The organism is Myxococcales bacterium, from assembly GCA_016703425.1.
In the GTDB taxonomy this organism is placed as follows: domain Bacteria; phylum Myxococcota_A; class Polyangia; order Polyangiales; family Polyangiaceae; genus JADJCA01.
On record JADJCA010000031.1, the window covers coordinates 105,042 to 124,594 of the forward strand.

16 protein-coding genes are annotated in these 19,553 nt (G+C 68.0%); 6 read left to right on the forward strand and 10 right to left on the reverse strand.

Annotated features, from left to right (window positions below; translation table 11 throughout):
* The first annotated feature begins 106 nt into the window (after positions 1 to 106).
* Positions 107 to 1,633 carry a hypothetical protein gene (locus tag IPG50_38865; GenBank protein ID MBK6698106.1) on the forward strand — a complete coding sequence of 509 codons (1,527 nt, stop codon included), beginning with the start codon at positions 107 to 109 and terminating at the stop codon, positions 1,631 to 1,633.
* A 181-nt stretch (positions 1,634 to 1,814) separates the two neighbouring features.
* Here the strand turns inward: IPG50_38865 and IPG50_38870 are convergent, their stop codons facing one another.
* From IPG50_38870 to IPG50_38885, 4 genes are all read right to left on the reverse strand, one after another.
* Positions 1,815 to 3,092: a hypothetical protein gene (locus IPG50_38870; protein ID MBK6698107.1), complete on the reverse strand. Its 1,278-nt coding sequence runs from the start codon at positions 3,090 to 3,092 to the stop codon at positions 1,815 to 1,817.
* A 75-nt stretch (positions 3,093 to 3,167) separates the two neighbouring features.
* A complete protein-coding gene (locus IPG50_38875) occupies positions 3,168 to 3,695 on the reverse strand; it encodes a peptidylprolyl isomerase (GenBank protein ID MBK6698108.1) in 528 nt (175 codons plus the stop codon).
* Complete coding sequence (locus IPG50_38880; protein MBK6698109.1) at positions 3,656 to 3,970, reverse strand: hypothetical protein; 315 nt, start codon at positions 3,968 to 3,970, stop codon at positions 3,656 to 3,658. The genes IPG50_38875 and IPG50_38880 overlap by 40 nt, the downstream gene beginning before the upstream one ends.
* Positions 3,971 to 4,036: 66 nt before the next feature.
* Positions 4,037 to 4,477 (reverse strand): DUF192 domain-containing protein, encoded by a 441-nt coding sequence (locus IPG50_38885; GenBank protein MBK6698110.1) that lies wholly within the window; start codon positions 4,475 to 4,477, stop codon positions 4,037 to 4,039.
* Positions 4,478 to 5,039: 562 nt separating this feature from the next.
* Between IPG50_38885 and IPG50_38890 the strand changes: the two genes are divergently transcribed.
* On the forward strand, positions 5,040 to 5,840 hold the full coding sequence (locus IPG50_38890) for a hypothetical protein (protein ID MBK6698111.1): 801 nt from the start codon (positions 5,040 to 5,042) through the stop codon (positions 5,838 to 5,840).
* Positions 5,841 to 5,866: 26 nt separating this feature from the next.
* On the opposite strand, the gene IPG50_38895 is transcribed toward IPG50_38890, so the two are convergent.
* From IPG50_38895 to IPG50_38905, 3 genes are all read right to left on the reverse strand, one after another.
* Positions 5,867 to 7,318 carry an amidophosphoribosyltransferase gene (locus tag IPG50_38895; protein ID MBK6698112.1) on the reverse strand — a complete coding sequence of 484 codons (1,452 nt, stop codon included), beginning with the start codon at positions 7,316 to 7,318 and terminating at the stop codon, positions 5,867 to 5,869.
* Positions 7,319 to 7,372: 54 nt separating this feature from the next.
* A complete protein-coding gene (locus IPG50_38900) occupies positions 7,373 to 7,612 on the reverse strand; it encodes a hypothetical protein (protein ID MBK6698113.1) in 240 nt (79 codons plus the stop codon).
* A gap of 121 nt (positions 7,613 to 7,733) precedes the next feature.
* Positions 7,734 to 9,410 carry a protein kinase gene (locus IPG50_38905; protein MBK6698114.1) on the reverse strand — a complete coding sequence of 559 codons (1,677 nt, stop codon included), beginning with the start codon at positions 9,408 to 9,410 and terminating at the stop codon, positions 7,734 to 7,736.
* A gap of 229 nt (positions 9,411 to 9,639) precedes the next feature.
* Between IPG50_38905 and IPG50_38910 the strand changes: the two genes are divergently transcribed.
* The gene (locus IPG50_38910; GenBank protein MBK6698115.1) at positions 9,640 to 10,461 is read left to right on the forward strand and encodes an alkaline phytoceramidase; all 822 of its coding nucleotides are present in this window, start codon (positions 9,640 to 9,642) and stop codon (positions 10,459 to 10,461) included.
* Positions 10,462 to 10,476: 15 nt separating this feature from the next.
* Here the strand turns inward: IPG50_38910 and IPG50_38915 are convergent, their stop codons facing one another.
* Both IPG50_38915 and IPG50_38920 read right to left on the reverse strand, forming a co-directional pair.
* Positions 10,477 to 11,493 carry a hypothetical protein gene (locus IPG50_38915; protein MBK6698116.1) on the reverse strand — a complete coding sequence of 339 codons (1,017 nt, stop codon included), beginning with the start codon at positions 11,491 to 11,493 and terminating at the stop codon, positions 10,477 to 10,479.
* Between the two features lie 194 nt (positions 11,494 to 11,687).
* Complete coding sequence (locus tag IPG50_38920) at positions 11,688 to 12,896, reverse strand: DUF418 domain-containing protein (protein ID MBK6698117.1); 1,209 nt, start codon at positions 12,894 to 12,896, stop codon at positions 11,688 to 11,690.
* 70 nt (positions 12,897 to 12,966) lie between these two features.
* Here IPG50_38920 and IPG50_38925 point away from each other — a divergent pair, with 70 nt between their 5' ends.
* The 3 genes from IPG50_38925 (at position 12,967) to IPG50_38935 (ending at position 16,766) form a co-directional block, all read left to right on the forward strand.
* Positions 12,967 to 13,926 carry a hypothetical protein gene (locus IPG50_38925; GenBank protein ID MBK6698118.1) on the forward strand — a complete coding sequence of 320 codons (960 nt, stop codon included), beginning with the start codon at positions 12,967 to 12,969 and terminating at the stop codon, positions 13,924 to 13,926.
* Between the two features lie 2 nt (positions 13,927 to 13,928).
* Entirely contained in the window at positions 13,929 to 15,398 is a 1,470-nt protein-coding gene (locus tag IPG50_38930) for a ferritin-like domain-containing protein (GenBank protein ID MBK6698119.1), read from the forward strand.
* Between the two features lie 63 nt (positions 15,399 to 15,461).
* Positions 15,462 to 16,766 carry a hypothetical protein gene (locus IPG50_38935; protein MBK6698120.1) on the forward strand — a complete coding sequence of 435 codons (1,305 nt, stop codon included), beginning with the start codon at positions 15,462 to 15,464 and terminating at the stop codon, positions 16,764 to 16,766.
* A 95-nt stretch (positions 16,767 to 16,861) separates the two neighbouring features.
* Here the strand turns inward: IPG50_38935 and alaS are convergent, their stop codons facing one another.
* Positions 16,862 to 19,522, reverse strand: a complete 2,661-nt coding sequence (alaS, locus tag IPG50_38940; GenBank protein ID MBK6698121.1) for an alanine--tRNA ligase — start codon at positions 19,520 to 19,522, stop codon at positions 16,862 to 16,864.
* Positions 19,523 to 19,553 lie beyond the last annotated feature (31 nt).

Here is a 19,553-nt window from a genome sequence, read left to right on the forward strand (position 1 = left end):
TGCGAAGCGTCGTACGCGCCTCGCCGGTCTGGAGGCATCGGGCTGGCGCTCGCGTTCGGGCTGAGGGCTTGCCCCGGCGCGGCGATATTCGTAGGGTCCCGCGCCTGTGGCGGACCATCGCGAGGCCGAGGCGGGAGAGAAAGCTGGACCACCCCTCGAGGCAAAGGCCGAGGCCAGCGAGGCGGCGTTGCCCGAGGCCACGCCCGAGGTGAGCGCCTCAGGAGGCGCAAACGCGTCCCCTACACAGGCGCCGCCAAACACCTCACCGGCCAAGATGCCTCCCGAGCAGCGCCGGCGCCTCATCATCGCCGCGCTGATCTACGCCGCGTGCGTGCTCGTGCTCGCGCTCGTGGCCGGCAAGGAGCGCCTCGGCGAGCACACGGCGTTCAACCACTACGCGCACCTCGCCGACGCGTGGATTCACGGGCGGCAAGACCTCGCCAACGGCGCGCCGGCCTACGCCCAAGGCAACGACTTCGCTGTGTACGGCGGCAAGACGTACATCAGCTTTCCGCCCTTCCCTGCGGTCTTGATGATGCCGCTCGTCGCCCTCGCGGGTTCGCCGGAGGCCTTCCGCGACGGCCAGTTCATGGTTTGGCTCGCGGGCCTGCCGCCAGCGCTTCTCTTCCTGGCCCTCGAGAAGCTAAGGCGCACGAAGCGCAGCGAGCGGAGCGAGCGCGACAACATCGTCCTCGCGTTCTTGTTTGCCTTCGGCACCGTCTACTTCTTCACGGCCGTAGAAGGGACCGTTTGGTTCGCGGCCCACGTGGTCGGCGCCGGCTTGCTCGCGGCCTACGTGCTCGTGGCCTTGGACGGCGAGCATCCGGCGCTCGCGGGACTCTTGCTCGGGTGTGCCTTCGCGACGCGACCCACGACGCTGCTCACGGCGCCGCTCTTCGCCTACGAAGCGCTCCGCGCGGCGGGTGGGGCCGCGGCCTTCGACGCCGACGGCGACCTCGGTTTTCTTACTCGCCTGAAGGATGCGTTGAGGCGCGCGGACAAGAAGCGCCTCTTGTCGCTCGTCGTCTCGTTCGCGGTGCCGATCCTGTGCGTCTTGGCGATCGCCAGCGCCATGAACTACACGCGGTTCAAGAACCCTAGCCCCACAGCCTTCGGACACGAGCACCTCACCGTCGTCTGGCACGGCCGCATCGAGAAGTGGGGGCTCTTTGGCCTCCACTACCTGCCGAAGAACCTCGGCGCGATGCTCAGCATTTTGCCCTGGCCCGCGCCCCGCAACGCGCCCGCGTCAGCGCCGCCCTTCGTCATCAACGAGCACGGCCTCGCGCTCTGGTTCACGACGCCGCTCTATTTGTTCCTGCTCTGGCCGAAGAAGCGTGGCCCGCTCCACGCGGCGTTGCTCCTCAGCGTCGCGGGCCCGCTGATCATGAACCTCCTCTACCAAAACAGCGGCTGGCGCCAGTTCGGGTACCGCTTCTCGAACGACTACTCGGTCTTCTTGTTCGTGCTCCTCGCCATCGGCGGGCGGCCCTTCGGAGTGCTCTGGAAGGCGCTCGCCGTGTGGAGCGTCGGGTGGAACCTCTTTGGTGCCATCACGTTCGATCGCGGCGGACCCTACGATCGCTTCTACTGGCGCGAAGGCTCGCAGCAGATCCTCTACCAGCCCGACTGATTGAATCAGCGCACGTCGCCCGCAAGCGGCGCACCGGGCCGGCTACTTCAGCGTGTACCGCTTAGGCGACAAGGTGTTGCAGTTCGAAGCGCAACACTTCGAGTCGTCGGTCCGGATCAACCCGGTGGGTTTGAAGTCTTTCCGAAGAACTCCGCGAGCTCGACCCAGCCGGTTCCGCCGTTCACCGCCGACGCGTAGCCGAGGACGCCTCTGATCGACGCGCCTGCCGGCGCAAGCGCCGAAGCCGATAAAGTAGGACCCGTCGGCGGTGTTGTTGCAACGATGGACGACGGTCGGCGCGCCAGGTTGGACGAAGAGCTTGAACTTCGTCATGTCCAAGTACCCAGCGGGAATCCCGGTCGTCTCGACCAAGGCATCCGTAGATGTCGGGCCATTGACCCGAGCCAAGCGTGCACGCGTACACCGAGTTCACGTAGACGCTGACGAGGTTCCAGCAGCCAGCCCCATTGCCCTTGATGCCATCGCAATTGAGGTCGGCGCCCGCCGGCTCGCAGTCGTCGTTCGTCGCGGGGCCCACGTCTCCCGTGCATGCTCCGAACGACGTCGAGGCCGACGTCCCCGAGCACTTGTGCGTTCCGGCCTTGCAAACGCCAACGCCGTCTCTCCCAGGGTGCGCGTTGCACGGCTGATCAAGCCCCGTGACTTGGCACTTGCAGACGCTAGGGTCGACGGTGTTGTCGGGCGTCCCGGAACAGTCGTTGTCTTCTGACGACAAGCAATCGCGCGCCGCCGGTCCGGTGCCGCCGGTGCACTTCGACCAGCCGCCCGTCTGACACGTCTGGGAGCCGGCCTTGCAGATGCCTTTGCCGTCGAGGCCTGGGTGCACGTCGCAAGGCTGAACGCCATTGAGCGGAGCGCAGGGGCAGCCGTTCGTCGGGCTGCCGTCGCAGTCCTCGTCGATGGTCGTCGTGGTGCAGTCCTCAGGCGCCGGGGCCACCACACCGACACAAGCCGACGGCTTGTCGCCAACACACGTGCGCTTGCCAGCTTTGCATTGGCCCTTGGGCGCTCCGCCGGGAAACACCACAACCCCGCCGTCGGGCCCGGTCGCGCAATCTCCGGGATGGCCCGCGAAGAGCGTCGGATCGCTGTCGTCGCAGTCCTTGCCCAAGTCGATCGCCGTGCCGTCTTGCGCCACGCAGTTCGCCGCCGGTTGACCGTCCTTGTCTCGGTCGAGTGCCGAGTAAACGCAGACGCCTCGTACAACGGCGCACTTCGCCGTGGCGCACGACGGCGGCTCGGTCACGAGCGGCGGACACTCGTTGTCGGTGACGCATTTCTTATCAGCCGCGCCATCGGCGCTCGCAACCGCGGCGTCGCCAGACGTGCTCGCATCGGCCTTGTCCGTCGCCACCTCGAAGTCGCCCAAGAGCTGCGCGCACGCAAGGGCCGGGAGGAACGCGAGCGCCAAAAGTGATCCGGTCGCCAAGACTTTCATCACGTCCCCACCTCGCCGCTCCCGTTGTATCGACTCGCCCGTTGCCCCGCAACGCGCGCGTCAGAGATTCGGATCCTACGATTTGTCGCGGCTGATCTTCACGGTCTCGATCTTGACCGTCTTGGAAGGCTTCTCGCCGCGAACCTCGACGCTGGCGATCTTGTGCACGGTCTCGACGGGGGTGCATTCGCCGAAGATCGTGTAGCCACCGTCCAAGTGAGGCGCCGCGTCGTCGGTGATGAAGAACTGCGCGCCGTTGGTGTTCTTTCCGCGGTTGGCCATGCAGAGGAGGCCCGCGCGATCGTGCTTCGCGCCGTCCCAGATCTCGTCCGCGATGACATACCCCGGCTCGCCGCTGCCGTTGCCGCGAGCGTCGCCGCCTTGGATCATGAAGCCCTTGATGATGCGGTGAAAGGTCGTCCCGTCGTAGGCGGGCTTCTGCACCCACTGGCCGCTGGGATCCTTCCAGTTGCGCTTGCCGGTCGCGAGGCCGATGAAGTTGGCCACCGTGTTCGGTGCCTTGCCGTCGAGCAGCTTGCACTTCAGGTCGCCTTCCGACGTCTTCAGCGTCGCGACGAGGGCCCCCTTGCCGGGCATATACATTGTGGCGTCCGCCAGCGCGAGTACTTTCCCTTGAGCGGATCGTCGGCGGCGGCCGCCGGCGCGTTCTCTTCCGGGGCCCGCGGGGCGATCTTCTTCTCGGTGGGGACCGGCGCCGCGCTCTGCGCCGGCTGCGCGGGCTGCTTCTGAGTGACCTGCGCCGTGTCCTTGTGCACCGGCACCGGCTCGGGCGGCGCTACGGGATTGCAACCTTGCAAGGAGAGCGCGGCAAGGACGCCAACGGGGAGGAGCGAAGGGGCAAAGCTGGAGCGCAACATGGTTGCGTGTTTTACCCTAAAAACGACGGCGCTTGGAGATCTTGCGTCGCGCGGGCCTGGGTCGACTCAGTTCGGCAGCTTGACCCGCTGGCCCGGCCTCACGCCGTTCTTCCGAGAGAATCCCGCCTGCACCTCGAGCACGTAGCGCGAGGGACAGCCCACGCTTCGCTCCTCTTCGTTCAGCACGGGGACCTGCTCGAGGATCCCGACGATGAGGCCGTCGTCGTCGATGAACATCATGTCGAGCGGGATGCATGTATTTCGCATCCAAAAGGCTTGGACCTTGCGCGACTTGAGGTCGAAGAGCATCCCCCGATCACCGGCGAGGTTCTTTCGATACATGAGGCCGTGGGCCGTCTGCTCGGGGCGCTCCGCGACCTCCACCGTGAGCGTCTTCTGCCCCGAGGCCTCCGGGAGCTCGAGCTTGGTCGAGCGAAACTCGAGGGGCACCTTCGCCGTGGCCGCCGGATCGGGCGGGCACAGACCACTCGCGGCGGGCTTTGCCACCGGCGGGCTCTCCGCGGGAAGCGGCCGAACGCATCGCTCGGCGGCTTGGCTAGGCGCGGGGACGGCCGCAGGAGTCGTGACCGTCGCACCATCGGAGAACTCGGCGTGAACCCTGGCACTGCTAGGCCCGGGCACTGTCGCCACGGCTCGCGCCTCAACGGCAACGGGCGGTCCGCTCGGCTCGGGTGGAGTGCGGCTGCATCCAGCCAGGAGGCACGGCACCATCACCCACGCGACAAGGCGGCTCACAGCGCGCCGTTATAGTCGCTTTTCAGCGGGTGCGGCTCGGCCGCAGGCGGGGCGCGGCGCACACGGACAAAAAAAAGCGGCACCACATAGGGGCCCGGGGGGGGAGAGCCTTCCTACGCGGTGCCGCAAACGTCCAAGCAATTTACAGGCCAACGCTGAACCCCCGAGCAGAACGCCGGAGCACCACTTGGAATCCTTTCAAATGTGAAATGCGGCTCGCCGAGTTGAAACATCCGACTTCCACCGCGCCCACCGCCTTCCGTATCCTTGGCCTGCGGCCGTGTGGAGCGGTCCGCGGAGGAGCCCCCAACGCGTGATGAAGGACGACGAGGGAGACCGGCAGCCATCGAGCCTGCGCGGACGCTTGGCCGAGGTCTACTTGCAGGCGCTGATCGCCGAAGCCGGAGAGTCGCTGGCCAAGCGCCTCGGCGAACGAGCGCTCATCTACCAACCGCTCTTTGGGGCTGCGAGCGGCATGACGGCCATCCGCAAGGCCCTCAAGCAATTCGGCGATTGGCTCGTCGAGCACGACGCGACAGCGAAGCGCGGGCCCACCATCGTCGGCGTCGACCGAGACGTCACGGAGGTCACGCTGTCGCTAAGGCACGCGGAGCGGAACATCGAGCTGCCCGTCGCGCTCGTGGCGGAGCGCGGCCGCGCGCGGGAAATCGCCGTGCGCCTGCACCACGCGTCCTTGCCTTTCGGGAGCCCGCAGGCGCCGCGGACGCCTCGCAAGGTCGTCGACCGCGAGCACGTGGTCGCCGCCGACGTGGCGGAGCACTTGGCGGCGCTCCGCCTCGGTGACGTCGATGCTGTCGTAGCCACCTTCGAGTCGTCCGGTATCGCCGTCGATGGCCTTGGTCAGGAGCACGACCGCGGCAGCGGCGCGCTCCACAAGCACTACGCGCAGCTCTTGCAGAATGAGCGCGGCGCCAACGACTGGGTGCCCATCGTGCTAGGCGTGGCCGACGACGGCCGCGGCTGTTCCGTCGAATACGAGACGGCGAAGCTGAGCCCCGGCGAGACCTCGCCGAAAGAGGGCGTCATGGTGTTCGAGCGAGGCGATAGCGGCCTGATTCGCAAGGTGCGAATCTACGACGAGATCGGCTACTGACGCGCCCGCGCGGTTCGCCCCGGCCACTAGCCCGAGACGAGCCGCAGCGAGCGCCGGCCCGCCTGCGGCGAAAACGGCACGGCGTAGTCGCCCGAGAAACACGCGTGGCAGAAGCCCGAGCCGCCGGCCCGCTCGACCATCCCTTCGAGCGAGAGGTAGGCGAGCGAGTCGGCGGTGATGTACTTGGCGATTTCGTCGACCGAGTGGCTTGATGCGATGAGCTCGCGTCGCGTCGGCGTGTCGATGCCGTAGTAACAAGGCCACTGCGTCGGCGGGCTCGAGATGCGCAGGTGCACCTCGCGGGCGCCGGCGTCGCGGATCATCTTCACGATCTTCCGCGACGTCGTCCCGCGCACGATGGAGTCATCGAGCACGACGACTCGCTTGCCGCGAAGGACGGCCTCCACGGGGCTCAGCTTGAGACGGACCCCGAAGTGCCGAATCGACTGCTGCGGCTCGATGAACGTGCGGCCCACGTAGTGCGAGCGAATGAGCCCCATCTCGAAGGGCAAGCCGAGCGCGGCCGCGAAGCCAACGGCCGACGGAACGCCAGAGTCGGGAACGGGGATGACGACGTCGGCTTCCACGGGGTGCTCTTTCGCGAGCTGCTCCCCCAGTGACTTGCGCACGCCGTAGACGCTGCGCCCCCCGAGCGACGAGTCGGGGCGTGCGAAATACACGTACTCGAAGATGCACATGCGACGGGGCGCATCGCCGGGGAGCCTGAGGGAGCGCACGCCGGCGGGGTCGACGACGAGAATTTCGCCCGGCTCGATGTCGCGGACGTATTCGGCGCCGATGAGCTCAAAGCTCGTGGGTTCGCTGGCGACGACGTGAGCGTCCTTCTTGCCCGGAAGGATGCCCAAGCAGAGCGGCCGAATGCCCATCGGGTCGCGCACGGCGATCATCGACTCTTCTGACATGAAGAGGAGCGAGTAGGCGCCTTGAACGCGCAAGAGAGCCTCCACGACGCGCTCCTCGATGAGCGGTCGCGTCGAGCGCGCCACGAGGTGCACGAGGACCTCCGTGTCCGTCGACGACTGGAAGATGCTCCCCTTCTCTTCCAGCTCGGAGCGGAGCTCGTGGGCGTTGGTCAGGTTGCCGTTGTGACAAACGGCGAGCGATCCGCGCGCGTAGTCGACGGCGAAGGGCTGAGCGTTTCTCAGGTGAGACGCGCCCGTCGTCGAGTAACGAACGTGGCCGATGGCCATGTGACCAGGGAGCTGCCCTAGGCTGGTCTCGTCGAAGACGTCTTGAACGAGGCCCATGGCGCGGTGCGCGTAGAGGTGCTGGCCGTCGCTGGTGACGATACCGGCCGACTCTTGCCCGCGATGCTGGAGCGCGTGAAGGCCGAGGTACGCGAGGTTGGCCGCTTCGCCGTGGCCGTAGATGCCGAAGACGCCGCAACCGTCGCGGAAGTGGTCGTCGTCGTCTTGCGTGGCCCGCGCTCCACGATGACCCGGGTCTAGGACGTTCAGCACGGGCGCGATGGTAGCCCACTTCAGGGCCGAACCAATCGCCTCGCTGCGGTTTCAGCCGCCCTCGGCCGCGTCCTTCGCGTCGGCAGACGCGTCGCCTGGCGCGCCGTCGGTCACGAGCGCGCCGTCGGCGGCGTCCGAGCTGTCCGCTGCGTCCGCCGCGTCGAAGCCGCCGTCGTTGCCGCCACCATCGCCTGCGGCGGCCTCGCTCGGAGCGTCCACGACGGCGTCGCTGGCGCTATCGGTCGTGACCGTCGCGTCGCGGCGGCCAGCGTCGGTTTCTTCGGGCCCCACCCCTCTCGTCTCGAGCGAACACGCACCGGCCCACGCGATGAGTCCGAGGAGTAAGGATACGGTCACGCGCCTCCCGAGGGTCGCCGACAATCGAATCGCCATGAGCGAGAACCCGACCCTTTCAGCCGGAGGGATCGATGAGGCCGCGCACGTTCATGCCCGGCTCGTAGCGCGCGATGGACGCGATGAGGTCGAGGCCCTCGGGCAACATGCCCTGCACTTGCCCAACGACCTGCTCGACGAGGCTTCGGGCCTCTTGCGGGTTCGGACCGACCATCGCGACCACGAAGCGCAGAGGGCCGGTCTTGCCGCCGGTAACGGCGACGAGCGAGAGCAGCAGCATGTCCGTCAGTTCGACGACGCGGGTCGCTGCGCGACGGAGCGCGAGCATCTCGAGGATCGTGGGACGGTCCGAGACCAAGCGGTTCGGACCGCGCAGCTCGTAGCGCGCGAGCGTCAGCGGCGCTTCGACCCAGTCGGCGAATTCGGCCTCCTCGTCGAGGGCCTTCAGGAGCTGTTCGCGGCTGAGGAGCCCCGTCAGGCCGTCACGGCGCGCGAGGTACGCGCGGGCGCGCTTGTGGCCCGGGCTCTCGCGCTGGTACGTCGAGAGCTTGAGACGAAGCTCACCGAGCTGAACCTCACCGCCGTGCATCAGGTTGACCTGCTTGCGCCGTTCGTAGGTGTGGTCGACGTAGGTGCCGTTGGTTGAACCGAGATCTTCGACGACCCAGGTGCCGCTCGACCAGCGGAGCTGCGCGTGCTGACCGCTCACCGTTGCCTCGGGGACAACGCTGTCGTTGTCGTTGCGTCGGCCGATGGTCATCACGGGCTTCTCGAGGACGATGAGCTCACCGACGAAGTCCGGCGCGTTGGTCGCGAACGTCACGAGCAACGCCTGGAGCGCGGGCGTGAACTGGGCCGCGGTGTTGCGGCCCGGCGGCGGCCCCGGGTCGAGGCGCTCTCGCGGAACCTGGATGGGATTCGTCGTGAGCGTGGACGGGTTGAAGAAGCGCAGGTGACGCGCGGGAATGCGCTGCTGCGAATCGTCGAGGAGGCACCGGAAGACCTGCTTCACCTCGTCGAGCGAGAGCCCCGCCGGCACGTCGAACATGATCTGCGCGCGCATGGGCTTGGCGCGGGGCTTGTACCCGGGCTCGGGCACGCGGCACGTCCACATTTCCCAGAGCGTGAGGCCGAGCGCATAGACGTCGTCTTCGGGCGAGGCGCCGCCCGAGCGAATGCGCTCTGGGGCCATGTAGTTGGGCGTCCCGCCGTCGGGCGGCGCGCCAGGACGGCGGGCGCTGGTGCGCGCGCGCTCCTTGGCGAAACCGAAGTCGAGGACGATCGCCTTGCCGAAGCTGCCGTCAGGCTCGGTCGTGACCATGACGTTGCCGGGCTTGAGATCGCCGTGCACGAGGCCCTGCGCGTGGATGGCCGCGACACCGGAGGCGATGTCGTGGGCGATGCGTCGGAACTCGTCTGAGGTGTACCCGCCCTGAGCCTTCTTCTTGCGGATGTGCGTGTGGAGCGTCTGCCCCGTGATGTGCTCCATCACGAGGATCGGACCCCAGGGCGACGGCGCCAGATCGTGCACGCGGCACACGTTCGGGTGGCTAACGCTGCGCGCCAGAAGGAGTTCTTGCCGCAGCGCTTCGTCGTCGCCGGGCATGCGCGACTCTTCGCGGACGATCTTCAGCGCGACTTGCTGCTGCGTCGATCGGTCGTAGGCAAGGAACACCTCACCCATTCCGCCTTTCCCGAGGGATTGGCGGATCTCATAGCGATCGATGACGATCATGCCTGGGGCTATCGGCCCAGGGCTTTGGCGGGAAGCCGCGTCCGTCAATGGACTTGGAAGCGTCTTCGATCCGGCCGCAACGTGCAACACAGGAAGCTACGCCGGCGCGGATTCCCTCGCTTTTTTTTCAAGCGCCTTCCTCACGCGGCCCTCCGGCCACGAGCTCGCCCGGTGACTTTGGGCCCGCCCATGCTGCGATCGGGCGGATTTCTGGCAAAGTGAGCGCCCCGTGAAGGCCGGCCCTCCCCTCTCCGAGGCTTCGCTCCGTCGCCGTGGCCTTGTCCTCCTGCTGACGGCCATCGCGTGCACCGTGGCCGTCTGGCTCGGGCCGCCCATCCACCAGGACCTCGGCTACCACCAGTTCGCCGACACGCGAACGCTCTTGGCCGTGCCCAATGCGTTGAACGTGCTTTCGAACCTGCCCTTCGCCGTCGTCGGACTCTTGGGCCTCCGCAAGGTGTGGGTCGCCCAAGCTCCCTCGCCGCTCGCGGAGCGCGGCCAACGCTCGTGGTTCCTGGTGCTCTTCGGCGGCATCTTCCTCACGGCCTTCGGCTCGGCCTACTACCACTACGCGCCTGACAGCCGCTCCCTCTTCTGGGACCGACTGCCCATGACGCTCGGGTTCATGTCGCTCTTCGCGCTTGTCCTCAAGGAGCGCGTGAGCGTGCGCCTCGGCGCTGTGCTCGCCGGTCCGCTCGTCTTGCTCGGCCTCGCGAGCGTGAGCTACTGGCGCTGGGGCGACGCGTCGGGCCACGGCGATCTCCGCCTTTACGTGCTCGTGCAGTTCTACCCGCTCCTGTCGCTGCCGCTCATCTTGTGGCTCTTCCCACCGCGATACGCGGGCACGCGTGAGCTTGTCGTCACGATCGGCTGGTATGCCTTGGCCAAGGCCCTCGAGGTCGCCGACGCGCGCATCTTCGCGCTCACGTCGACCCTTGTGAGCGGCCATTCGCTGAAGCACCTGGCAGCGGCGACGGCCACCTGGTTCCTCGTCCGGATGGCCGACGCAAGGCAGCGAGGCGACCATCACGGATCGCGACCCAAGGCGTGACGCGAACGCAGACGACTACGGACGAACCTTGGTCACGTAGAAGTGCTCGCGCGTCGCGACGTAGACGTAGTTGCCGGACACGGTGAGGTCGTCGACCCAACTGCCGACGTCTTCCTCGCGCAGGGTGCGACCCGACTCCTTGTCGACAACGACGAGGCGACCGTTGTGATCGGCGACGAAGGCCTTGCCGTCGGCGATGCGAACGCGAATCGGGTGCCCGAGGCCGCCGCCGACCTTGGTCTTGCGGCCCGTCGCCAGGTCGACGCGCTCGAGGTAACCGTCGTTCGAGCCCTTGGGGACGACGACGTAGGCGCTGCCTCCGTCGATGGCGCGGCATTTGACGATGGGCGAAAGCTCGGTGCCACCTTCGAAGAGCGAGCCATCTTGATTGAGCGTCGTCTCCCTCGCGGCCGGCACAGGGATCTTCACGAGCTTGCTCGCGCGCGGGTGGCAGAGCGCGAAGTGAACGACGTCGTCTTGGACCACAAAGGCCGCGTTCGGGCGATCGACGAATGCGCTGCGACCCTCGAGGATGGTGCGGTCGAGCTCGATGCGAATCTTCTTGGTGATCTTCTTGGCCGACGGATCGAACCAGCTAAGGACGAAGGCGAACTGGGCCCCCTGATTCGCGGGCGGACGTCCGAACAGGATGTCGACGGGGTTGCCGTCGAGGTTGTTGTCGTAGCCCAGCAAGACGAGCTGCTCGCCGTCGGCTTGGATGCCGTCGGCGCCGCGCAGGTGGAGGGCCGAGCGCGGTCCCCACTCATCGGCGACGCGCATGCGCACGGGGTCGACGCTCAGGAAGTGACCGAAGTCGTTGTTGAGCGCCACGAACATTCGACCGCCGAGCACGCCCAGCGAGGAGGCGAGGCGGCCGTCGGGGAGCGCGACAGCGGAGGTGCCCAACTTGGGGGTCGCCTCGCCCACCGCAGACGCCTCGTCGCCGCTCGGCTCCGCGTCACCGGGAGCGGCGCAAGCTGTCATCGAGAGGCTCGCCAGGGCGAAAACGGAGAGGACGCGGAGGTGATGCATGGCCTCCGTGTAGGCATAGGGCATACCCGCCGCGGCGCGCGGCGTTGACCGCTGTTTTTGTGCCTCGCGGCGCTAAGCTGCGTCGGCGCTGCGACGCGCGTCGACGACAAGTGGATCGCCCGTGGCCGGGTCATTCCTGCGTAACCAGAAGAATCACACGGGGATGGACCGCTTTCGGGCCGCGCTCAAGCCCGCTACGAACGCCTCATCGCCTTGCGCTCACGGTCGGTCACGGAGCGCCAGAGCCACTCGACAGGGCCGAGGCGAAAGCGCGTCAACCACGCCGCCGCGAAGGCCGCCTGCACCGCGAAGATCCCGAGGGCAATGCATGCACCTTGCACGTGACTGACACGACCGAAGAGTCCCCCGCCGTAGCCGTAGAAGATGAGGCCAAGCAGGACCGACTGAACGAGGTAGCTCGTGAGCGTCATGCGCCCGATGGGCGCGAGGGCACCGAGCGCCTTTCCAACGCGGCTCCGATCCGCCAACCAGAGCACCGCCGCGCCGAGGCCGGCCGCGAGGCCGAGCTCGCCGCACTCCGTCAGCGCTGCGAGCGTCACGCCTGACGCGTGCGACCGCGCCGCGGCCCACGCCGCGCCGGCCCCCAGCAAAAGAGCGACGAGGGCGAACGTGGGCAGGCGAGCGTCGACGCGAGGCGCCTTGAAGAGGCCGTAGCGCCAGGCGCTCGCGCCGAGGAGGAACAACCCGAGCGTGCGGGGCACGCTCCACGAGAGGGCCGCGAGCGCTGGGCGCGCCGTCTCAAGGCGAAAGCGGAGGATGCTCGCGTAGTCGCCAGCGCCGTAGATGCGATGCGCCGCGTCGACGTGGGCGGCCATCGCCTCCGGCGTGTCGAAGGGCCTCGGGTAGGGAATCGGCAAGGCCTGGACGCCGAAGAGCGCGAGCGCGACCAGCACCACGCTCCACGCTGGCAAGCCGCCCCATCGGGACAGGCGGAGAAGGATCGCTGCGAACCCTGCGACGACGGCGTAGAGCGCCAGGACGTCGCCGGACCAGAGGAGGACGAAGTGCACGACGCCGATGAGGAAGAGAAACGCGAGGCGACGCGCCAGAGCGAGCGAGCCGCGGTCCTCCTGCGCCGCGAGACCGAAGCCAAAGAGGAAGGAGAAGACGAGCAGCGGCTTGGTGTGGCAGACGAGGACAAGCGCCTCCGCGGCCCAGGCCTCGGGGCCCGTCGCGGGGGCCATCGACGGGAGAAACCGCTCGAAGGGCGACGCGCGAAACTCTGTGTCGACGTTCGCGAGGAGCACTCCCAGCAGCGCGACGCCGCGCAGCGCGTCGAGCGCCGCATGGCGCTCGCGTTCCGTCTCGGGGCGGCTCACGGTGAAGCAGACTCGCACGTTCGAGGCTGCTGCGGGCGTCTCGGTCGTGCCAGTGTGAGCCACGAGCAAGCGTGGAAATTCAACGCGCTATCAACCCTACGTGGGGGGCCTTGAACTTGCTACAAGGGCGATCATGAAGGGTTCTTTCCTGACCGCCCTCGCCGCGCTCGCGCTTTTCACCACGGGAGGCGCGCGCTCCGCGTGGGCGGCCATCGCGGCGCCTTGCGCGCCCGCGACCATGGCCCCGGCCGCGCCGACGCTCCCGGCGAACCTCCCGGGTTTCGGGTACACGGCGCTCAAGGCGACCAGCGCACAAGTTCACCTCTACACAGCCGCCAAGACCGAGGTCCCGCTGACGGTGGGCCCCGTCGAGGGTGGCTACCTGAAGGTTGTGCCGACGAGCCCGCTCACCGTGGGCGCGAGCTACGAGCTTCAATTCGAATCGTTCTGCGGATACGGGCCCTACCCGGCCCAGGGTCCCATCACGTTCACGGTGGCGCCGGCTGCGCCGCTCCCCACGGAGCTCGGCGCCGTCTCGAGCGCGCCGACGTCGACGGCGAAAGACCTGGGCACGACCCAATTCACGATCGCTGCAAGTTACACGCTTCATGCGAGCATGAAGCCCTGGGTCGCGGCTTACCGCTTCGGCGTCGCCTTCGACGACCGCCCCATCGAGACGAAGGTCACGCTCTCCGCGAACGGAGACGTCGCCCAGGTGACCGCGAAGGGCTGGTGCGACGAGGCCTCCGCCGCCAAACCCAAGCACAGCGTGGTCCTCCGCGCGCGACTGCCCTTCACGACGACCCTCGAGACGGCACCCTCGGTTGTGGAGTTCGCCTGCCCTGCGCCGAAGTTCACGACGCCCCCCCAAACGACCCCCGTAATCCCCGCGCCATCGACGACGGCGAGCGGTGCGCCATCGGCGCCGACGACGACCACCACCACGACGGACGGCGGATGCTCGCTCGCAGCGACTAGGGCGGTGGCGCCGCCGTTCGCTGCGCTCGCGCCCCTCGCCCTCGCGCTGGGGCTCGCGCTTCGGCGCCGCAGAACCGCCGTCGCCGCCGTCATCGCCAACAAGGGAGACTCGTGATCATGAGCCGCACCGAACTTCGTCTCAACAAGGCCTTCGCTGACGTCCTCGCCACGCTCCTTGCCACGGCCGCTGTCACGGCCTGCGGTGGCTCGACCGAGAGCACGACCACCACGACCGGCGGCGGCGGCGGGGGTGGCGGAGTTCAGCCGACCTACGCGACGGCGTGCGCCAAGACGAACAGGTCGTTCCTTCAGGGCCTCAACGTGACGCCCCCCATCGACGGCGCTGTGATGCGGAGCGAGCAAGCGTTTCCTCTCTCAGGCAGCCCCGAGTTCTCCGGCGGCGTGGTGGGCGGCGGAGAGCCGGAGGACGGCGACGCTTGGCAAGGTTCCGATGGCGAGCGCGTCGGTGCACTGTGCAGCACGGCGACCAACGCGGCGGCCTGCCTCTCCAAGGTGCAGGGCTTCCGTGTGCTGCCCCCGACGAGGGAGGCCTGCAAGGCGCAACACCCCGCGACCTCGTACGCCAACGTCGATTGCTCGGTGAACTACATTCTCTACACGCGCGGCGACGAGATCGGCGTCGCGCGCAACGTGGCCGAGATGAAAGCTTTGGCGGGCACCTTCGACACGCTCGAAGAAGCGCTCTGGGTCACCGCAAACAAGGGCCTCGAACGGTCCTGCGGGTCGACGCAGATCAAAGACTCGCAATACCGAACGACCGCCGACGGTGGCTGGGACTTCGTCCTCATCGATCGCCAGAACTGCGGCCCCACAACCTTTGAGGTCACGGTGCACGTCGATGCGGCGGGAAACCTGACCGAGGTGTCGCGCAAAGACCTCAAGGTCCCGGCCAACTGCGCCGTCGCGGGACGTCGTCCCGAAGGGCTCGCCGCCTACGAGGCGGCCACAGCCGGGAGCGACAGCGTCGGCGTTCACTTCGAGTCGATGGCAAACCTCGAGGCGGCGAGCGTCGTCGCGTTCCGCAGGCTCGCGCGTCAACTGGCGCACCACGGTGCGCCGCGCGAGCTCTTGGCCCGCGTTCGCAAGGCGATTCGCGACGAGATCCGCCACGCGCGCACGACGCGCCACCTCGCGAAGCGTCACGGCGTCACGCCGCGACCGCCCGAGGTCGCGCCGATGACGACGAAGCTGCCTTCGCTCTTCGAGATCGCCCGAGACAACGCCGAGGAGGGCTGCGTTCGAGAGACCTACGGCGCGCTGGTCGCGCATCTTCAGGCGAGCCGGGCGGAAGACGGCGAAGTGCGGGCCGCCATGTCGGTCATCGCCGAGGAAGAAACAGAGCACGCCGCACTGTCTTGGGATCTCGCCGCGTGGCTCGAAGCGCAGCTCACGGACGCCGAACGCCGCGCGCTTCAAGCGGTCCGTGAGCACGCCATCGTCAACCTCGCGCGTGACCTGTCGGCGCCGGTGGAAGCGCGGCTCGCGAGCGCCGCCGGTGTCCCCGATTCCGCGGATGCGCTTCGACTCCTCCGTGGAATCGCCCCCATGATGCGCGAAGCGGCCTAGACCCCGCTGCGCGGCGAAGAGCGAATCCTTCCCTTCGCGAACGCCATAACGATATGAGGGGCCATGCGTTCGACGCTGCCCCAGCCGCTGGCCTTGCTGCTCGCTCTCACCGGATTGCCTGGATGCCCAAAGGGCAACCCCGCTGAAAGCGACGCGGCAGCGGCCAAGCCGAGCAGCTCAACCCAAGCCCAGACGGCGCCGAGCACATCGGCGGCGCCTCTTCCGTCGAGTGCGAAGTCACGCGCGTGCCGAGTCGGCGCGCCGCAGCTCGTGACCGAAGGGCGCGGCGGCATCACGCACGCGATCGCGGCCAACGGCGACGCTGTGCTCGTCACGTGGGGCGAGAAGCGAAAGCCCGGGCCAAACGGCGGCTCGTTCCCCGAAGACGCCACGCAGCGCTTCGAGATGGCGCGCCTCTTCGACGCCAAGACGCTGGCGCCGCGGGGCGCCGCGACGGTGCTCGGTTCGCAGGACGCCGTCGACGCGTTCAGCAACGGTGCGGCGCCGTTCGCCGCGGCCGACAGCTCGCTCCGCACAGCCACCTGCGCGTGGGTCGCCTTCGCCGGCAAGTTGTCGTGCACGTTCGCGGACGTCGCCAAGGCGACGGCGCGTGCGAAGCGCGTCAACGAGTCGGTCCCTGGACCGGGACCCGATGGGGAACGGATCGCCGCCGTCGACATGGGCGACCACGCCCTCGCGCTTTTGCCTCAGTGCGGCGATCTGCGCCTCGTGTCTTCGACGGCCACCGAGATGCCGCCGCTCTTCGCGGACCCGGCGGGCGGCCTCGACGGCTGCGAACCCAAGGGAAAAGCAGACGTGCCAGCGCTGGCGCGCGGCGGCGATGCGGCCTTCGCCGTCGCACGGCGCGGCGGCGGACTCGTCGGCCGAAAGATCGTTCGCGCCGCCCCGCAAGGTCCCGTCGTGCAGCTCAGCGCGCGTGGCCTCGATGTCGGCGCGCCGGCCGTGGTGTCGAGCGCCGGTCGCGCATCCGTGTATTATGCATCTAGTTCGGGAAAGGCGCCTTTCGCGCTCACCGTGACCCACTGGGCCGACAGCGGGGCCCTGACGCGGGCGACCCTCGCGACCGGTTCGACACCCGCGGTCGCGCCGGCCGTCGCCGCCACCATCGACGCCACCTGCGTCCTTCTCTCGTGGACCGAAGGGTCCGGCAAGGAGACGCGGGTGCGGGCCGGCCTCGTTTGCAACGACGCGTTGGTACCGAGCACCGCGATCGACGTGTCGCCGAAGGACGTCGAAGCGGGCGACAGCGAGCTGGCGACCTTTGGCGGAAGAGCCTTCGTCGTTTGGCAAGAGCTCCCGAAGGGACGACCGACCGAGCTCAAGCTCGCCGCGCTGAGCTGCGACTGACATCGCCTCCGGTAGGCCGGTAGGCGCGCTCAGCTCACGAGGCCGTAAAGCGCTGAGAGCGCCGCGTCGAGCTTGTCGACCTCGGTGCCGCCGACTTACACCATGTCGGGCCTGCCGCCACCCGAGCCGCCGATGATGCCGACGACATGTTTGATGAGATCGCCAGCCTTGAACTTCGCCGTGAGTCCCTTCGAGACGGTGAGCACGAGGGCGGCCTTCGGTCCTTGCACGGCACCCACGAGCACCACGGCCTCTCCGAGTTTGTCGCGGAGCTTCTCGGCCACTTCGCGCAGCGTCGCCGCGTCGGCCGCGTCGACGCGCACCGAGAGCGCCTTACCGCCGGGGATCTCGCGCGCGCCCTCGAGCATGGCGTCGAAGCCGCCGCCGCCGGAGCCGCCGCCGCCGCCGCCCATCGCGATCTTGCGCTTCAGGTCGGCGATCTCTTTCTCGAGCTCCTTGCCGTGCTCCAAGAGCTTCTGCGCGCGCTCCGGCACTGCGTCCGGTGAAGAGCGAAGCTCGTGCGCCGCCGCCTTGAGCGTCGACTCGAGCTTGCGCACATAGGCCAGCGCGTTCTTTCCCGTAGCGGCCTCGATGCGCCGAACGCCGGCGGCGACGCCGCCGTCGCTCAAGATCTTGAAGAGGCCGATCTCGCCGAGGGCTCGCGCGTGCGTGCCGCCGCAGAGCTCCACCGAGTCCTTCGTCATCGTAAGGACGCGCACGACGTCGCCGTATTTCTCTTCGAAGATCGCTGTCGCGCCGCGGGCGCGCGCCTGGTCGATGGGCAGCACTTCCGTTTCGACGGGCGCGTCGAGCATGATCTTGTCGTTGACCAGATCTTCGATGCGCACGAGCTCTTCGGGCGTGAGCGCGCGCTGGTAGGCGAAGTCGAAGCGCAACCGGTCGGGGCCAACGAGCGAGCCCTTCTGCGTCGCCTGCTCACCGAGCACGGTGCGAAGCGCGTAGTGAAGCAGGTGCGTGGCCGAGTGGTTGCGTCGCGTCGCGGTCCGAAGGTCGTGGTCGACGGTGAGCTGGACCTTGTCGCCCTTGTTGAGCGTTCCCTCCGCCACCGTCGCGCGATGCACGAAGAGCCCCGTCATGGGCTTCTGCGTGTCAGTGATCACGAGGCGCGCCCCGCCCTCGGTGGTGGCAACGTCGCGATCGCCGACCTGGCCGCCGGACTCGCCGTAGAAGGGCGTCGCGTCGCAGACGAAGGTCACTTCGTCGCCGGCCGACACGCCGTCGACGAGGGCACCTTCTTTGGCCACCGCGACCACCGTGGCTTCCGCCTTCTCGCGCTCGTAGCCGACAAACTTCACAGCGCGACCAGGCACGAGCTCGAGGGCCTCGCGCCACACGTCTTGCACAGCCTCGTCGCCGACCTTGCTGCCTTCGCTGCGCGCGCGTTGCTCGGCGAGCTTGACCTCGTAGCCGGCGGTGTCGACCTCGATGCCTCGCTCCTTGGCGATGACCTCGGTGAGGTCGAGGGGAAAGCCGTAGGTGTCGTAGAGCTTGAAGGCCGTCTCGCCGCTGATGTTGTTGCTCCCTCGGTCCTTCAGCGAGCCGATCTCGTCGTCGAGCATCTTGAGGCCGCGATCGATGGTCGCGCGGAAGCGGACCTCCTCTTGCTCGGCGACGCTGGCGATGAGATCGCGCCGCGCCTCCAGCTCCGGGTACACGCCGCCCATGAGGCGCACCGTCTCGAGGCACACCTCGTGGAGGAACGGCGCGCGAATGCCGAGCCGGTGACCGTGCCGAATGGCGCGACGCATGACACGGCGAAGGACATATTCGCGGCCTGCACGGTCCGGAAACACGCCCTCGGCGATAAGGAACGCAGCCGTGCGAGCGTGGTCGGCGATGACGCGCATCGAGACGTCGTCGTCGGCGAGCGACGCGTGGTAGCGCTTGCCGCTGATGTCGGACGCCTTATCGACGAGGGCTCGGAGCAAATCGCCGTCGTAGTTCGAGAGCTTGCCCTGAAGGACGCTGGCGACGCGCTCGAGGCCTGAGCCGGTGTCGACGCAGGGCGCCGGCAACGGATCGAGCCGGTAGGCGCCGTCGGCCAGCGTGCGCTCGTATTGCATGAAGACGAGGTTCCAGATCTCCATCCAGCCGCGGCCCTTGTCGTCGGGCTCTTGGCCAAGCAGCGACACGTCGGGCGAGTCGCCGAGGAAGACGTGGATCTCGGAGCATGGGCCGCAGGGGCCCGTTTCGCCCATCTGCCAGAAGTTGTCCTTCATGCCCATGCCGACGATGCGCGAGTCGTCCATGCCGGTGACTTTGCGCCACAAGGCGCGCGCTTCGTCGTCGGCGGCGAGGCCGTCTTCACCGCCGAAGACCGTCACCACGAGCCGGTCTTCCGGCAGGCGCCACTCCTTGGTGAGAAGCTCCCAGGCGCTCACGATGGCTTCTTCCTTGAAGTAGTCGCCGAAGCTGAAGTTGCCGAGCATCTCGAAGAACGTGTGGTGGCGCGCCGTCACGCCGACGTTTTCGAGATCGTTGTGCTTGCCGCTGATGCGAATGCACTTCTGGCTCGAGGCGGCTCGCTTGTAGGGCCGCGACTCCTTGCCGGTGAAGACGTCCTTGAACTGCACCATGCCGGCGTTGACGAACATCAACGTCGGATCGCTCTGGGGCACGAGCGAGGCGCTGGGCACCACCTCGTGTCCGCGCTTGGCGAAATACGAGAGGAAGCTTGCGCGAACGTCGTTCGCCGTCTTGGTGAGCTCGGGAGAAATTCCGTTGTCGGTCGACATGAAAGACACCTCGGGCGCGACCTCGTGGCCG

What these genes read in the sequence shown, in the direction of transcription:
- IPG50_38925 (MBK6698118.1), top strand. Translation starts at nt 12,967, where the DNA reads ATGAAGGGTTCTTTCCTGACCGCCCTCGCCGCGCTCGCGCTTTTCACC.
- IPG50_38930 (MBK6698119.1), top strand. Translation starts at nt 13,929, where the DNA reads ATGAGCCGCACCGAACTTCGTCTCAACAAGGCCTTCGCTGACGTCCTC.
- IPG50_38905 (MBK6698114.1), bottom strand. Translation starts at nt 9,410, where the DNA reads ATGATCGTCATCGATCGCTATGAGATCCGCCAATCCCTCGGGAAAGGC.
- IPG50_38935 (MBK6698120.1), top strand. Translation starts at nt 15,462, where the DNA reads ATGCGTTCGACGCTGCCCCAGCCGCTGGCCTTGCTGCTCGCTCTCACC.
- alaS (MBK6698121.1), bottom strand. Translation starts at nt 19,522, where the DNA reads ATGTCGACCGACAACGGAATTTCTCCCGAGCTCACCAAGACGGCGAAC.
- IPG50_38870 (MBK6698107.1), bottom strand. Translation starts at nt 3,092, where the DNA reads ATGAAAGTCTTGGCGACCGGATCACTTTTGGCGCTCGCGTTCCTCCCG.
- IPG50_38880 (MBK6698109.1), bottom strand. Translation starts at nt 3,970, where the DNA reads ATGTTGCGCTCCAGCTTTGCCCCTTCGCTCCTCCCCGTTGGCGTCCTT.
- IPG50_38875 (MBK6698108.1), bottom strand. Translation starts at nt 3,695, where the DNA reads ATGTATATGCCCGGCAAGGGGGCCCTCGTCGCGACGCTGAAGACGTCG.
- IPG50_38915 (MBK6698116.1), bottom strand. Translation starts at nt 11,493, where the DNA reads ATGCATCACCTCCGCGTCCTCTCCGTTTTCGCCCTGGCGAGCCTCTCG.